General features: G+C 41.5%; 13 protein-coding genes and 1 pseudogene. 5 read left to right on the top strand and 9 right to left on the bottom strand.

What is annotated here, in order from left to right; translation table 11 throughout:
- Positions 1 to 4: 4 nt before the first annotated feature.
- Positions 5 to 1,312: an MFS transporter gene (locus AB6T38_RS02315; protein WP_372545709.1), complete on the bottom strand. Its 1,308-nt coding sequence runs from the start codon at positions 1,310 to 1,312 to the stop codon at positions 5 to 7.
- A gap of 169 nt (positions 1,313 to 1,481) precedes the next feature.
- The gene (locus tag AB6T38_RS02310; RefSeq protein WP_372545708.1) at positions 1,482 to 3,785 is read right to left on the bottom strand and encodes a TonB-dependent receptor; all 2,304 of its coding nucleotides are present in this window, start codon (positions 3,783 to 3,785) and stop codon (positions 1,482 to 1,484) included.
- A gap of 206 nt (positions 3,786 to 3,991) precedes the next feature.
- On the opposite strand from AB6T38_RS02310, the gene AB6T38_RS02305 reads away from it, so the two are divergent.
- Complete coding sequence (locus tag AB6T38_RS02305; protein WP_372545707.1) at positions 3,992 to 4,468, top strand: MarR family winged helix-turn-helix transcriptional regulator; 477 nt, start codon at positions 3,992 to 3,994, stop codon at positions 4,466 to 4,468.
- Between the two features lie 70 nt (positions 4,469 to 4,538).
- Here AB6T38_RS02305 and AB6T38_RS02300 read toward each other — a convergent pair whose 3' ends face one another.
- The 3 genes and pseudogenes from AB6T38_RS02300 to AB6T38_RS02290 all read right to left on the bottom strand — a co-directional run bounded on the left by AB6T38_RS02300 (position 4,539) and on the right by AB6T38_RS02290 (position 6,719).
- Positions 4,539 to 4,805, bottom strand: coding sequence for a cytochrome c (locus AB6T38_RS02300; protein ID WP_372546040.1), 267 nt, complete (start codon positions 4,803 to 4,805; stop codon positions 4,539 to 4,541).
- A 171-nt stretch (positions 4,806 to 4,976) separates the two neighbouring features.
- Positions 4,977 to 6,509: pseudogene (locus AB6T38_RS02295) on the bottom strand (PQQ-dependent dehydrogenase, methanol/ethanol family); the annotation flags it as partial.
- Between the two features lie 21 nt (positions 6,510 to 6,530).
- Positions 6,531 to 6,719, bottom strand: a complete 189-nt coding sequence (locus AB6T38_RS02290; RefSeq protein ID WP_372545706.1) for a hypothetical protein — start codon at positions 6,717 to 6,719, stop codon at positions 6,531 to 6,533.
- A gap of 167 nt (positions 6,720 to 6,886) precedes the next feature.
- On the opposite strand from AB6T38_RS02290, the gene AB6T38_RS02285 reads away from it, so the two are divergent.
- Positions 6,887 to 7,870 (top strand): AraC family transcriptional regulator, encoded by a 984-nt coding sequence (locus tag AB6T38_RS02285; protein ID WP_372545705.1) that lies wholly within the window; start codon positions 6,887 to 6,889, stop codon positions 7,868 to 7,870.
- 78 nt (positions 7,871 to 7,948) lie between these two features.
- Here the strand turns inward: AB6T38_RS02285 and AB6T38_RS02280 are convergent, their stop codons facing one another.
- Positions 7,949 to 9,373, bottom strand: coding sequence for an aldehyde dehydrogenase family protein (locus AB6T38_RS02280; RefSeq protein ID WP_372545704.1), 1,425 nt, complete (start codon positions 9,371 to 9,373; stop codon positions 7,949 to 7,951).
- A gap of 475 nt (positions 9,374 to 9,848) precedes the next feature.
- Between AB6T38_RS02280 and AB6T38_RS02275 the strand changes: the two genes are divergently transcribed.
- A complete protein-coding gene (locus AB6T38_RS02275) occupies positions 9,849 to 10,286 on the top strand; it encodes an OsmC family protein (RefSeq protein ID WP_372545703.1) in 438 nt (145 codons plus the stop codon).
- A gap of 51 nt (positions 10,287 to 10,337) precedes the next feature.
- Here AB6T38_RS02275 and AB6T38_RS02270 read toward each other — a convergent pair whose 3' ends face one another.
- A complete protein-coding gene (locus AB6T38_RS02270; protein WP_372545702.1) occupies positions 10,338 to 11,018 on the bottom strand; it encodes an SDR family oxidoreductase in 681 nt (226 codons plus the stop codon).
- A 68-nt stretch (positions 11,019 to 11,086) separates the two neighbouring features.
- A complete protein-coding gene (locus AB6T38_RS02265; protein WP_372545700.1) occupies positions 11,087 to 11,641 on the bottom strand; it encodes a type 1 glutamine amidotransferase domain-containing protein in 555 nt (184 codons plus the stop codon).
- 392 nt (positions 11,642 to 12,033) lie between these two features.
- Here AB6T38_RS02265 and AB6T38_RS02260 point away from each other — a divergent pair, with 392 nt between their 5' ends.
- Positions 12,034 to 12,636, top strand: coding sequence for a TetR/AcrR family transcriptional regulator (locus tag AB6T38_RS02260; RefSeq protein WP_372545698.1), 603 nt, complete (start codon positions 12,034 to 12,036; stop codon positions 12,634 to 12,636).
- 4 nt (positions 12,637 to 12,640) lie between these two features.
- Here the strand turns inward: AB6T38_RS02260 and AB6T38_RS02255 are convergent, their stop codons facing one another.
- Positions 12,641 to 13,306, bottom strand: coding sequence for a haloacid dehalogenase type II (locus AB6T38_RS02255; RefSeq protein WP_372545696.1), 666 nt, complete (start codon positions 13,304 to 13,306; stop codon positions 12,641 to 12,643).
- Positions 13,307 to 13,483: 177 nt separating this feature from the next.
- On the opposite strand from AB6T38_RS02255, the gene AB6T38_RS02250 reads away from it, so the two are divergent.
- A complete protein-coding gene (locus tag AB6T38_RS02250; protein WP_372545694.1) occupies positions 13,484 to 14,038 on the top strand; it encodes a carboxymuconolactone decarboxylase family protein in 555 nt (184 codons plus the stop codon).
- Positions 14,039 to 14,064 lie beyond the last annotated feature (26 nt).

Raw genomic sequence — 14,064 nt, 5'->3', positions numbered from 1 at the left:
GTCATCAGCGAACTTTTAATTGGAAAACAAAGACCGCAGCTAATATCAATGGCATCGCAAAGACTGCAAAATTGAGCTGCATACTAAAACCATAAGTAATTAATAGACCGCCAATGTATGGGCCGATAACAGCACCAAACCGTCCTAGGCCTAACGCCCACCCAATACCTGTTGCTCGTACCTCCGTTGGATACATTTTTGCCGATGCTGAATAAAGGCCAACGTAGGCACCGAGCAATAGAAAACCGATGATAAACAGCAGAACAAACAAATTCATATATTCAAACAACAGGCCAAATGAAAGCATGGCCAGTCCAGATATTGACAGGAAGATACCGATTAACTTGGTCAACCCAAAGTTTGCCGCAAACCAACCCAAAAGAAGGGAACCGACCACACCTCCGCCGTTTAGTGCAACCGCAGAAAATACGCTGTCTGATTCACTTAGCCCTTCATTTATAATGAGTTTGGGTAACCAACTTAATAGAAAGTAAAGGGAGATAAACACAAATAAGAATGTTAACCATAGCTGTATTGTTTTAGTTCTAAATTGTGGGCTCAATAATGTTAATACACTGGCTTTGTTAATTTTAATTTGGCTATCTACAACAAATTCACTAATGGGATTGCGTTGCATTTTAACCAGCAATCCATTCACTTGCTTTAAAGCATTATCCGTCCCTTGGGTTTTCAAAAACTGCAATGATTCGGGAACCAAGCAATACACCACAACTGCCATAACTAAAGTCGCGATTCCCAAACTGAAGAACACAATTTGCCATCCATAAGTTGGTAAAATTGGCACGACAATAATACCGCCGATAGTTGCTCCTAAAGGAAAGCCTGCGGAAATAATAGCCACACTAAAACTGCGATATTTAGTTGGGGTATATTCCGAGGTTAATGCGGTGATATTGGCTAACATGCTTCCCACACCTAAACCTGTAATAGTGCGCAGAAAAGCTAATTGCCAAAATTCAGTAACCAAACCCGTCAAAAACATTGATAAGCCAATTGCAATAACACTGGCAATCAACATTTTTCGTCTACCGATTTTGTCTGCATAAGGTGCAATTAACATCGCACCTAACATCATGCCAGCCAGAGTAACACTGAAAACCAGCCCTAGATTAGTGGGGCTTATTTGCAATTGTTCGCTTACGCGCTGTGCTACAAAGGACATTGAAGTGATATCGAAGCCGTCTAAAATCATTAGTAAAAATGAAATTAATACGACAAGTATTTGGGTAGAGGATAACTTTCCATCATCCAATATATGCTCAAACGTTTGCATAGGTTGTTCATCTTTCATACATTACTCTTTAATTAGCACGTGAATTCACTTTGTAAAAAATATTCGATGAAACCTGCGCTGTTTAAATTGCTCGTTTAAAACAATTGATTGACATCGCAAGCGAACGAAGAGAAGTATTTGAGGTATTCAAATTCTTCTCAGTTTTTTATAAAGTTGCTTAATTTGCTTAGTAAAAGCTGTATCTGAAAGAGGCATACCATTGGCGACCGCGATCTCTGATGAGCTCAGTTGTACCAACGTTAGACTCGTAACCTGCGGTGATATACTTCTCATCCGTTAGGTTCTTCAGTCCAAAGTCTACGCCGTAGGTTTCATCAGGCGATCGCCATAAAACAGTTAAATCAACAATGGTAACTTCTGGTGTGATGATACCGTCGCTGTTATCTGGGTTATTAAAATATTCAGTATGATAATTTGCACTCAACCTAGCCGTTACAAGGGATCCATTTTCAAATTCAACATCGCGAGCCAAACTAATGTTACCTGACCATTCAGGAACATGGTCAAATTTACTATCTACGGTTACAACAGCCGCCAAAGGAGGCTCAACATCGATGTTGGTAAATTTCGCGTCTGTGTATCCAACCGCAGCTTCAATAAACCAATAATCAGCAAAGGCTAGTTTAGATTCTAGTTCAAACCCTGAAATCTCTGCACTACCCACATTCGCTTCAAAGAAGCCTACAAAACCTGGATTTTGTGTTCTTACTTGAATGTCGGTGTAATCCATTTGGAAAACCGCACCGGTAACCGAGAAAGGTTTTTCGCTGCTGTCATATTTGAAACCAATTTCATAGGACTCAACATATTCAGGACCAAAAGATGGCACTGTATCTAACGCTGGGAAAATACGCTGAACAAAACCACCTGAACGGAAACCTTCAGTGTAAGAGGTGTACACCATCAACTCATCTGAGGCGTTATAGGCTAAATTCACCATTGGCGTGGTTTCTTGCACGTCAATTGAATTTAAACCTAAAGGAAGAAGTAACGAACCATCTTCAAGGCCGATATTGTTGCTAAGAACAACCTGATTAGGATCAAAGGTCTTTTCTTCATCGGAATATCTAAGACCAACAGTAAGATCTAACTTCTCGGTAAAACTATAGGTTGCTTGAGCATAAATCGCCGAGCTTGTTGTGGTGAAGTCGTTGTCACTGTCGAAGTTGGCAATGGCGAAGTCATTGATGTTCCGATTGTTACCTTCTTCATCAAAGTAATATAGACCGGCAATCCAATTCCACTTCTCATTTTCAGTGGTACCCATTAGCTGAATCTCTTGGGTAAACTGTGATGCTTCGAAGGAATCGTAAAAGTGTACTACCGTTAGCGGTGATGCATCAGCATCTCGGGCAAATTCAGCATCTAAGTCACGATAAGCAGTAATCGACTTTAGCTGTAAATTATCATTAATATCCCAAGTAACTTGTAAGTTCGCGCCCCAAGCTGTGGTGTCTGAGTAAGTTGGAGCCGTACCCAAATTCAGGCCTTTAGTGGCATATTGATTGTTGTAACAAATAGGGTCAGTAGAAGAGATACCAGCGGGATAACCACAGGTTTCAGTTTGCAAAACATTGTTATAGAAACCAGCGAAGGACCCATCTACTAAGGTACCAGCATCTGCGATTTCAAATGCAGGACCATTTTCATTTTCGGTACTGTGATCAAGAATTAAACTTACTTCAACGTCATCTGAAGCTTCCCAAAGCACAGAGCCACGAAACGCTAACATATCGTCGTCACCTAAATCACCACCAGCTGGACGACTTACATAACCGTCTTGGGTCGCACTTAAGGCTGAAAAGTTGCCGTACAGATTATCTGTTAGTGCACCGTTTACCGACACTTTTAGTTTGGCTAATGAATCAGTACCTATGGTTGCATCCACATAACCTTCAAAATCTTCTGTCGGCTTTTTGCTATAAAGTGCTACAGCACCACCCACACTATTTCGGCCAAATAGAGTCCCTTGAGGACCACGAAGAACCTCCACGCGGTCAACGTCAAGTAAATCAACAGTGGCACCTACCGTTCGAGCGATATAAACGCCATCTACGTAGAAACCAACGCCATTATCGATGGTTCCCAAGAAGTCTCGTTGACCTACACCGCGAATATACACAGTGGCAACAGAGGAGGAACCACCTGCTCCAGGACTATTCTGATACGTTAGGTTAGGTGTCACACCACCTATTTCAGAAACATTTTCTATTCCCCTAGCTTCAAGACCGTCCCCAGAAAATGCGGTCAACGACAATGGAGCCTCTTGCAAACTTTCTTCACGCTTACGTGCAGTAACTTGTATCTTTTCCAACATTGCACTAATGCCCGACTTACTGTCAGCGGCAGCTTCATCTTCTTGAGCATGTACGGGTGTGATAGCGATAGCTGAAACGATGGCCAAAGACGCTGGAATGCGTGCATTAAATATCGTTCGAGTTATTTTATTTAGCTTGCAGTTGAGTGACATAATTGTGCTCCAGTGGTTATGTTCTAATTATTCTATGTCAATTTGTATGAATTATTACGTTATATGTCAAGTAAAAATTCAATGATATTTGATTTATTTTTAATCGAAGAAGTGCTTTTTTAAAAAATATGATTGTCTTTTACGTTTTTTATCAAGTAATATTGCCAGCGTTATTGTGTAAAAAATGTAACTAACATGTTGAATGTATGAAAAAAAATACTGATAAACTAAATAAATTCAAACCTGCGTCAGAGTGTTTTGAATTCCAACAATACCCATTTTACTGGCTAATGAGAGTGGGTAGTGCTTATTCCATGAGAATGGAAAAATCACTTAAAAAACAAGGAATTAACCTTACTGCCTGGCGTATATTAATGATTCTTAGGGAAATGGGAACCTTGAGTGTTAGTGAGGTAGCCACCCATGCTGTGGCAAAAACTCCGACCATCACAAGAGCTACTTATAACCTGCAAGAAAAAGAACTTGTTCTTATTCGCACCAGCAAAAATGACGGCAGAGTGTCTATTGTAGAGCTAACTGAGAAAGGCAAAAGCGTGATTGCCAATATTATCGAAAACTCACAAAAACTTTTCGACAATATTTACCAGGACTTCACTGCTGAACAAATCGAAAGCTTTAACCAGACCCTGCAGAAACTTTTCCTTAACTTAGACGAAGCTTAACTTAAGCAGGCAAACATTATAAAGAATCTAGGCCCACTCAAAGGGCCTAGCTATTGACTTTAATAATTCCTCACATATTTTCTTCAGCCAACTTGTCATGAGCCCTTTTGATAACATAGGCACGAATGGCTTCCGCGTCACTTTCCTCAAGAATCTGTTTAAATGACACCATTCCGTTAGACGATAAAGCCCCACCTAAAACCACACTTTTCCACGCTTCTCTATTCAGATTAAATGGGCTGTAGCGTAAATCGGGCAAGACACCGCCAGACACCACAGTGTCACCGTGGCAGTTAAAACAAAATTGCTGATAAGTAGCTCTTCCGTGATTAATCATCTCTTCAGAGGCCGTTTGAGGAGGAGGATTAAGAGTGCGTTTCACCACATTATTCAGGGGAGGAAGTTGTTTATTGCCGCCCAATTTGAAGACCAACACACGATTAACTTTATTGGCGGCAGAATCGGCAACCGCTTCTCCCAGAAGTAACGGCATAATCCCCCCCCAACCTGCCAATATTGCCACATATTGTTCGCCATCTATTGCGTAGGTGACGGGGGCAGCAACGATGCCAGTTTGTGCGTTGAATGACCACAGCTTGTCACCATTTGCTGAATTGTAAGCATTGAAATTACCAATTCCATTGCCTTGAAAGAGTAAACCACCAGCGGTAGATAAAGCGCCGCCATTCCACGATACTTTGTGCTCAACCGACCAAGCCGCCTCTTGTTTAACCGGATCCCAAGCTAACAAATACCCTTTGAACATAGCCTTGATCGCTTTACGAATATTCACATCTTCGGGCATTGCGCCTACCACAGGATCTATCCCAAGGTTTACACCAACGGAGTTGTATTCAAAGTTTGCATCGCTTTGAAAATTGAAAGGCAGATCCATCGCTGGAATGTAAACTAATCCAGTATCAGGACTGTAACTCATGGAGTGCCAACTGTGACCACCGAACGGACTTGGCAGTCCCATGAAATTCTCTTGTTTATACCGTGCGCCTTCAACCACGGCGGGCCTGCCGGTTGTTTTGTCAATGTGCGTGGCCCAACTAACGTTAACAAAGGGTTCGCCGGATAAAAACTCGCCCGTTTCGCGATCGAGTACATAGAAAAAGCCATTTTTGGGCGCTTGCATAATCACTTTACGTAATTTGCCATCGATTTCTATTTCTGCTAACACCATTTGCTGTGCAGCGGTGTAATCCCAACTATCGCCCGGTGTGGTTTGATAATGCCATACATACTCACCCATATCAGGACGAACTGCGACTATGGATGATAGGAAAAGTTTATTGCCGCCTTGGGGACTGCGAATATTTTGATTCCAAGGAGAGCCATTACCCACCCCGATATACAGTAAATTAAGCTCAGGATCATAGGACATGGAATCCCATACAGTTCCGCCACCGCCTAACTTCCACCATTCCCCTGTCCAGGTTTTAGCGGCCATTTCTAAAATAGGGTTTTCAAAAGGCTTGCTAGGATCCCCCGGCACGGTATAAAAACGCCAATTCTGTGCACCGGTTTGCGCATCATAGGCCGAGACAAACCCACGAACACCAAATTCACCACCACCATTACCAATGATCACATTGCCTTTTACCACTCTTGCCGCGCCAGTAATAGAATAAGGAATATCGGTGGGAGTGGTGTGCACTTCCCAAACCAGCGAACCATCTTTGGCATCTACCGTAACTAATCTACCATCAAGGGTGCCGGCATAAACTTTGTCACCATAAACAGCAACACCGCGATTAACCACATCACAACATAAATTCACGGTCCACTCAGGTGGCACCTTAGGATCATATTTCCACAACAAACTGCCGGTTTTAGCATCCAGTGCATAAATGCGACTCCAATTTCCGGTAATATACATCACTCCATCTACAACAATGGGAGTAGCTTCTAACCCCCGAGTGCCATCTAAATCAAAGTCCCATTGCAGTCCTAAGTGCTCAATACTTTTAAGATTTACCTGATCCAAAGCACTGTACCGCTGTTCTTTGTAAGTTCCTCCGTGGGATAACCAGTTTTCAGGTTCAGCATTAACTAATCATTGATCTGTAATCCCAACCATTAACTGACTCTGACTGTTAGTTGCCTGTTGTGGACCAACTTGTGTTTCGGGTAACGATTGCGCTTGTTGCTTTGCTCTATCGCAATCATAAACACCAACAGTAGCCAGTAGAATGAGAGGTATTTTGAATGTTGATGAGGTTTTCTGTAGCAAACTGCTATTCATGTGGGCCCCTTTTAAAATGAGATTCTTATTATTTGTCATCCCACAGTAAATGATAACAACAGGGCTCACTATCCGAATTCGTCCTCAACTATCCAATTTTGATAACAATTGACAGCAAAGGAACAATGGCGTAAAAAAAACAAGACGAATAAAAATAAGAAAACAATATGAACTCCAACTTGCCATTGCATCAGTTTTCTCGGTTTTCGTCGAAAAATGTAGATGAAACCTTAAAAAATGTAAGCAATATATTTTGCCCTCATCAGTTTGAACTGCTTGAGAATGCAAGCTCGCTTTCAGTGTTAGTGAATGAAGCAAAGTTTGCTCAATCGGCGCTTGTGTATATTTCTTATGGCGCAGCTGTGAGTATCCAGACGGAGCAATTAGGCAGTTGCTTTCTGATCCAAGTGCCGTGGAACGGTCAGGCCGAAGTAGCCATAGAAAACGTCAAAACTCAAATTAAGCCTGGCATTGCCAGCGTGGTTTCTCCCGATCAAGCTATGAATATGCGCTGGTCAAATGACTGTAGTTTTTTCACAGTTCGCTTAGATAGGCAAAAAGTCGAAAGTACCCTTAGCAAACTGCTAGGCCATGAACTGCAAGAGCCGTTAATATTTGATTCTAAGTTTGATCTGACCACTGCCGAGGGTAAAAGTTGGGTGAATGCGGTGAATTTCGCTAAACGTCAATTGGAGCTTCCTCTTGCTCCCATAGTCGCCGCTCCCCTGCTTCAACAAATTGAAGACACCTTGTGTTTAATGCTACTGCAATTACCCCACCATAACTATCGGCATAAATTGAATGCTGGGCGCGATAATGTCACTCCAAGATCGGTGAAGCGTGCGCGCGATTATATTCACGATAATATCCACCTAGATATTTCCTTGGAACAACTGGCAACGGTAACAGGTGTAGTGCCCTCTACTTTAAATAAACACTTTAGTCATTTTATTGGTCAATCACCGATGAAATATGTTCGAGGACAGAAGTTAGCGGCAGTACATGAGGTGTTACGCTGTACAGAAGAAGACATCAATGTGACAGATGTAGCAATTAAATACGGCTTTAATCACTTAGGAAGATTTGCTCATTACTATAAACTGAAGTTCGGTGAACGCCCCTCAGATACCCTAAATAAATCTAAACTGTAAACAGGGAATCTAAGGTAGCTTAAAGATATTAAGCTACCCTTGTTATCAATATTGTACCTGCAAAGAAGTTGTCTATAGTCACACTTTACTGACTTTTATGGTCTGTACAGAGGTGTACTCTTCCAGTCCAAGTTGACCAAATTCAACACCAAGACCCGATTGTTTCACCCCACCAAAAGGCGCATCAGGTTGCACATTACCATGTTCATTAATCCAAACAGAACCGGTTTCCAAACGCGATGCTAATGCATAGGCTTGTTTCGTATCTGATGACCAAATTGAACCACCAAGGCCAAATTGGTTGTCATTGGCCATTTTAATAGCCTCGTCTATATCGGTATATTTAATAATTGGTAACACAGGTCCAAACTGTTCTTCGTCGACTAAACGTGCACCGTTAGATATATCACCAATAATCGTTGGCGGGAAAAAGTAGCCTTCGCCCTCAGCGACTTTGCCGCCGGCTAAAAGCGTCGCACCATTGGCTAAAGCATCTTCTGTCAGCTCAATGACTTTATCGAGTTGGGCTTTGTTTTGTACCGGACCAAATTCAGTTCCCTCATCCATGCCATTGCCTACTTTCACCGTATTAGCAAACTCCACTAGCGCGTTGCACACTTCGTCGTAAATAGACGCGTGAACATACAGACGTTTTAAACAAGCACAAGTTTGACCGTTGTTGTGGAAACAGGACAAAAACAAGTTCTGCGCAATGGCCTTCACATCGGCATCGGGTAAGACGATGCCTGCATCATTGCCGCCTAACTCCAAAGTTAATCGCTTTAAGTTACTTGAGGCTAAGCTCATTATTTTTTTACCCGTAGGAGTAGATCCGGTAAATACAATTTTATTAATATCTGGGTGGGCTGAAATTGCATTACCTACTTCGGCATCACCGGTAATAACGTTGAGTACACCTGGTGGTAACACTGTGTTGGCTAATTCTACAAATCGCATGGTTGCCACTGGGGTCAGGGGTGAGGGTTTAATAATCACAGTATTACCGGTTCTTAATGCTGGGATAACATGCCAAATAGCAATCAACAATGGCCAATTCCAAGGTGTAATGGAAGCTACAACCCCTAAAGGTTTTCTATGTACTTCGACCTTAGCTTCATCATTGTCTTGGATGACTTGAACAGGAGAAGAAAAGCTACAAGTAGCCTGAATCCAAGCCATTGATCCCCCCACTTCCATGCCGGAACCGATTCCGCCGAAACCATTAAAGGGTTTACCATTTTCCTGAGTGATAAGTGCCATGATATCAGGCATGTTGCTTTCTAATAGGCCAACCAAGGCATTCATTTTTTCAATGCGGGTTTCATCCGGTAGTTGGCTCCATTCTGGGAAGGCATTTTTTGCTGCAACAACAGCCTCATTAACAGTGCTGACATCGCCTAAAGCACAAGTCGCAAATGGTACACCTAAAGCGGGGTTAATCACATCAAAGGTTTTTCCAGACGTATAGCTTTTGCCATTTATGGTCATGTTAAATTGTTGCATATTTTTATCCTTATTTTTTTATAAAACAAAATCTGAACTTCTCAATACATCAAGCTACCTGATATTGAATGATAAATAAACATTAAATTTCACGTTATATTTCATCTTAATAATTACAATACGTTTCAATAAATAACAGACAAGCAAGCGCCTGTTCATCAGGGGGCAGAAAAAAGCGGATAAAAAAAGGAAGTAAAAACCGAACTTAGGAACAGGGTATTGGGATAGAGACAGTGAATAAATTGAGCGTAAAGGCTACACACATCGCCTGCAATTTTTACTCGAAAGTCGGATTAAATTTCCCATCTAATAAACACCAAACGCCTGCCGCCCTGTGCAAAAGCGAGTTTGGTTAAATGGAATAAGCCTTGCTTAGTTCAATGTTTGTAATACAGGTCTAAAGATATTGAGAGTATTCTCAGCTCTGCGGACATTTTAAATATACGCTAACAGCGTTTCGATTAAGGAGCATAAAATGGCAATTGTTAAATGGGCAACCGCAAAATATGAAGGGCTAGGAAAAGACGGTAAAGGTCATGTATCAATGGAATCGGGAGCATTGCAAGATCATCCCTACGGATTTAATACTCGATTTGAGGATACGTCTGGTACAAATCCAGAAGAACAAATCGCCGTCGCTCAGGCTTCGTGTTTTACCATGGCCTTATCAATGAGTTTGTCAGAACAGGGCTTTAAAAAAGGCACTTTAGAAACCAAAGCGGCAATAACATTGGTGAAAGACGATGATGGCTTTTCAATCAGCAAATCTGAAATAACCTTAGATGCGCAAGTACCGGGGATGGATGAAGCTGATTTCGAAAAAGTAGCAGTGGAAGCGAAGTTAAATTGTCCAATTTCAAAATTATTAAACTGCGATATCACCCTGGATATCACATCTTTTAAAGGCAATTAAGTTTGCCACAATCGTCAAGAGAGGTAGCCCTTGGGCTACCTATTGCTGATGTTAATGAGTTGGCATCAAACACACTTCTCTAATATCACATCGTGGGTTTGCTGAGATGGCATAAAGCACTGCATCAGCAACATCACTGGGGTCGAGTTTATCCGGCTTAGCTTCATCAAAAAATGGTGTATTAACCATACCCGGGCAGATAGTAGTACAACGCCCATTCCACTGCGCCATTTCTTCCGCAAGGTTTTTACCAAAGCCGTAAGCGAACCACTTAGAGGCACCGTATACCGAGCCCTTGAGGGTAATCTTTCCGGCAATTGAACTGGTAATAATAAAGTGTCCTTGGGTTTTGCGTAAATAAGGCAAACTAGCTTTGGCAGTAAATAACAATGCATTAATATTCACGTCCAACATGGTCTTCCAGTCTTTGACATCGCCTTGTTCAATACCGGCAGCTTTAGAACCCGTTCCAGCATTTGCAAACACGACATCTAAGCGACCAAACTTATCGATAGCTTGGTTCACAACACCTTCTATTTCGGACAAATTAGTGACATCGGCTTTAACAGGTAAAACCTGTTCTTCGCCCCACTTTTTTGCAATATCCTTTAATTTATCAATGCTGCGCGCGGTTATCACTGCTTTATGTCCGGCTTTAACCACCTTTTCGACTGTTGCGGCGCCTATTCCACTAGACGCCCCCGTTATCAATACCACTTTTTCTTCAGCCATTAAAATATCTCCTATACTTCAAACGAAAGTAACCTGATCACTCACATGCTTTGTAAGCCAATCAACTATTAATTCAGTAATTTTTCGCTAATCGCTTCTATGAAAGCAGGGATATCATCCGGATTACGACTGGTGATCAACTTACCATCCACTACGGTTTCATAATCTTGCCAGTTCGCCTCGGCATTTTTTAAATCTGTTTTAATGCTGGGGTATGAAGTCACTTTTTTGCCTTTAATAATGTTAGCTTCGGCCAATAACCAAGGACCGTGACAAATAGCCGCTATGGCTTTGATCTGACTTTCTTGATCCGCTGATTTAATGAAATTCACCACTTTAGGATCGGTACGAAGAATATCTGGATTCATCTGTCCGCCCGGCAAAATAACTGCGTCATAATCATTGATATTGGCGTGTTCGATTTGTTTATCGACTTTAACTTCTTCACCCCAGTCTTTTTCGTCCCAGCCCCGTATGGTCTCATTACCGTTAATAGAAATGACATGAGTGATTGCGCCTCTCGCTTCGAGCTCAGTTTTTGGATCCAACAATTCACTTTGTTCAAAACCATGGGTGGCAATAATGGCAAGGGTTTTAGTATTTAACATAGTACTGTTTGACATAATTTCTCCAATTACTCGGTTAATTAATATGCAAAAGTTCATTTATTAACAGCAAACTTCTGCAGAAACAGAATATGAGGTGCAACACCTATACCAACACATAGAGTTACCTCCAACCCACTAAAAATAAGTAGTGTGAGGGTTTCCCTAATAAGGTAACGTTAGCTAAATCAGTTTTTCCTGTGGTTTCGTCAATTAACTTTGTAAGATTTTCACATTGTTACCCTGCCGCCTACTTACCCTAAGTGGTATTCCATTGTTATTCTTCTAGCCTGTTTTTTCAGACTAATTTCATGATTAGAGCAGGTAAAATATCGTGACGAACGTTTACCCCTTCAATTTTCCGTACCGAGTGGTATAATAAGTATCGATTCATTTTATAGGTAAAAGTAATGGCAAGCGGTCGTAAACGAGAATTTGATTCCGACGCTGCACTGGATGCCGCCATGCATGTTTTTTGGCAGAAAGGTTACATCGGTGCATCTCTCATGGATTTAACTGATGGCATGGGCATTAGTAAGCCAAGCATGTATCGTGCGTTTGGTAACAAAGAGTCACTATTTGTGAAGACCACCCAACGCTACATTGAAACCAAAATGAAAGCCCATGTTGAGCTATTGTTTGAGGCAGGGGTGCCATTAAAGCAACGCCTTAAAAACCATATGATGTCGATTGTTGATATGCAATGTAGTTCCGATCAAGTGAAGGGATGTTATTTAGTGCTCTGCCAATCTGAAATCATCAGTGGCGTTATCCCCAAAGAGGCGGAACAGATCCTAGTCGAAGCTGAAGCCATGCCCATGCAATTGTACACAGATTTATTTGAGCACGATCCTGAAGCTATTGAGTTAGGCTTAAATCACAATGCCCATACCAACGGTCTTAGTCTATACACCATGCTAAAAGGAACAGCATCAATGGCCCGTTCCGGTATCAGTAAAGAAGAACTTGCACGCTCAATAGATACTATTATTAACGGTATAGGACTGCATTAATTACCTAATCAAGGCTATGCAGTAACTCATCTAATTGGCTAATTTCAATATCAGGCTCTACTCCCCAAGGATCGAAAACCGCAGTAGCACTGCGTTTTAACCATGCGGCATGCAAACCATTTGACTTAGCGCCGATTACATCAAATGGGTTACTGGATATCAACCAAGTGTCTTGGGCTGTTGCATCAATTCTATTTAACAAATGTTGATATATCTGCGGATCCGGCTTAAAAGTTTTAATTTCATCGGCACTCACTGCAGCATGAAAATAATCTGCAATTTCAGCCTGTTCAAGTAGGCCTTGAACCGAATCAGACTCACCATTGGAAAAGGCAATTAATCGATACTTTTGTGCCAATTTAGGCAAGGCAATTGCGACATCATCAAAGGCAGGTAAACAACCATATTGTTTTAAAAGTTGCTGTTTTTGCAACGCCGTTAAACTGATATTGAGTAAATCACAGGTGAAGTTCAAGGCATCTTGAGTGCAAATGGAAAACGGCACGTAACGACTCATCAAGCCCCGTCTAAACGAGTATTCTAATTGTTTTGTTCTCCACGTATCAGAAAACAACTGTGCCTTATTCCCAACCAGGGTTTTTAACTGTTCTAACACTCCTTGGGTGTCTATCAATGTGCCGTAAACATCAAATGCCAAATTCACTTTCATACTACCCCGCCCTGTTTTTACCAATAGATTTAGCCACTTAAGTTATCTTTGCAAGACGAAATAAGCTTACTAAACAAATATTCTAGCAATCACCGTTGACTTTAACGTACCGGTCGGTACAATGCAAACCAAGCAATCCGTACCAATCGGTACAAATGAAATTTTAAGGAACTTATAATGACTACATTAACTATTCACACAATTGAATCTGCTCCAACTGACAGTAAACCTTTATTAGAAAATTCAGTAAAAGGTTTTGGCATGCTGCCTAATCTTCATGGCGTTTTAGCAAGTTCTCCTCAAACCCTAGAGGCGTACCAAAGATTGCATCAATTATTTATGGATACCTCCTTTAATGCAGATGAGCTTACCGTTGTTTGGCAGGCCATCAATGTAGAGCATGGTTGTGGTTATTGTGTTCCCGCGCATACCTTTATCGCAAACTCAATGGGAGTTACTGCAGAATTGACGGAAGCTTTGCGTAACCAGGAAGCAATGCCAAACTCTAAGTTGCAGACTTTGTTTGATACAACCATCACTATTGTGCGTAACCGTGGCATTGTATCTCAAGCAGATTTAGACAAATTCTACGCAGCTGGTTACGGTGAGCAGCAAGTGTTAGAAATTATTTTAGCTTTGTCGCAAAAAGTGATTAGTAACTACACTAACCATATCGCTAGTACCCCAGTTGACCAGCCTTTCGAAAAATTTGCATGGTCTAAAAAAGCGTAAAGATCATAAACCTTAAATAAATAGGT

The organism is Aliiglaciecola sp. SL4, assembly GCF_041538045.1.
GTDB lineage: Bacteria > Pseudomonadota > Gammaproteobacteria > Enterobacterales > Alteromonadaceae > Aliiglaciecola.
This window is presented reverse-complemented; position numbering and strand designations above follow the sequence as displayed.

What these genes read in the sequence shown, in the direction of transcription:
- AB6T38_RS02315 (WP_372545709.1), bottom strand. Translation starts at nt 1,312, where the DNA reads ATGAAAGATGAACAACCTATGCAAACGTTTGAGCATATATTGGATGAT.
- AB6T38_RS02310 (WP_372545708.1), bottom strand. Translation starts at nt 3,785, where the DNA reads ATGTCACTCAACTGCAAGCTAAATAAAATAACTCGAACGATATTTAAT.
- AB6T38_RS02305 (WP_372545707.1), top strand. Translation starts at nt 3,992, where the DNA reads ATGAAAAAAAATACTGATAAACTAAATAAATTCAAACCTGCGTCAGAG.
- AB6T38_RS02300 (WP_372546040.1), bottom strand. Translation starts at nt 4,805, where the DNA reads ATGATTAATCACGGAAGAGCTACTTATCAGCAATTTTGTTTTAACTGC.
- AB6T38_RS02290 (WP_372545706.1), bottom strand. Translation starts at nt 6,719, where the DNA reads ATGAATAGCAGTTTGCTACAGAAAACCTCATCAACATTCAAAATACCT.
- AB6T38_RS02285 (WP_372545705.1), top strand. Translation starts at nt 6,887, where the DNA reads ATGAACTCCAACTTGCCATTGCATCAGTTTTCTCGGTTTTCGTCGAAA.
- AB6T38_RS02280 (WP_372545704.1), bottom strand. Translation starts at nt 9,373, where the DNA reads ATGCAACAATTTAACATGACCATAAATGGCAAAAGCTATACGTCTGGA.
- AB6T38_RS02275 (WP_372545703.1), top strand. Translation starts at nt 9,849, where the DNA reads ATGGCAATTGTTAAATGGGCAACCGCAAAATATGAAGGGCTAGGAAAA.
- AB6T38_RS02270 (WP_372545702.1), bottom strand. Translation starts at nt 11,018, where the DNA reads ATGGCTGAAGAAAAAGTGGTATTGATAACGGGGGCGTCTAGTGGAATA.
- AB6T38_RS02265 (WP_372545700.1), bottom strand. Translation starts at nt 11,641, where the DNA reads ATGTCAAACAGTACTATGTTAAATACTAAAACCCTTGCCATTATTGCC.
- AB6T38_RS02260 (WP_372545698.1), top strand. Translation starts at nt 12,034, where the DNA reads ATGGCAAGCGGTCGTAAACGAGAATTTGATTCCGACGCTGCACTGGAT.
- AB6T38_RS02255 (WP_372545696.1), bottom strand. Translation starts at nt 13,306, where the DNA reads ATGAAAGTGAATTTGGCATTTGATGTTTACGGCACATTGATAGACACC.
- AB6T38_RS02250 (WP_372545694.1), top strand. Translation starts at nt 13,484, where the DNA reads ATGACTACATTAACTATTCACACAATTGAATCTGCTCCAACTGACAGT.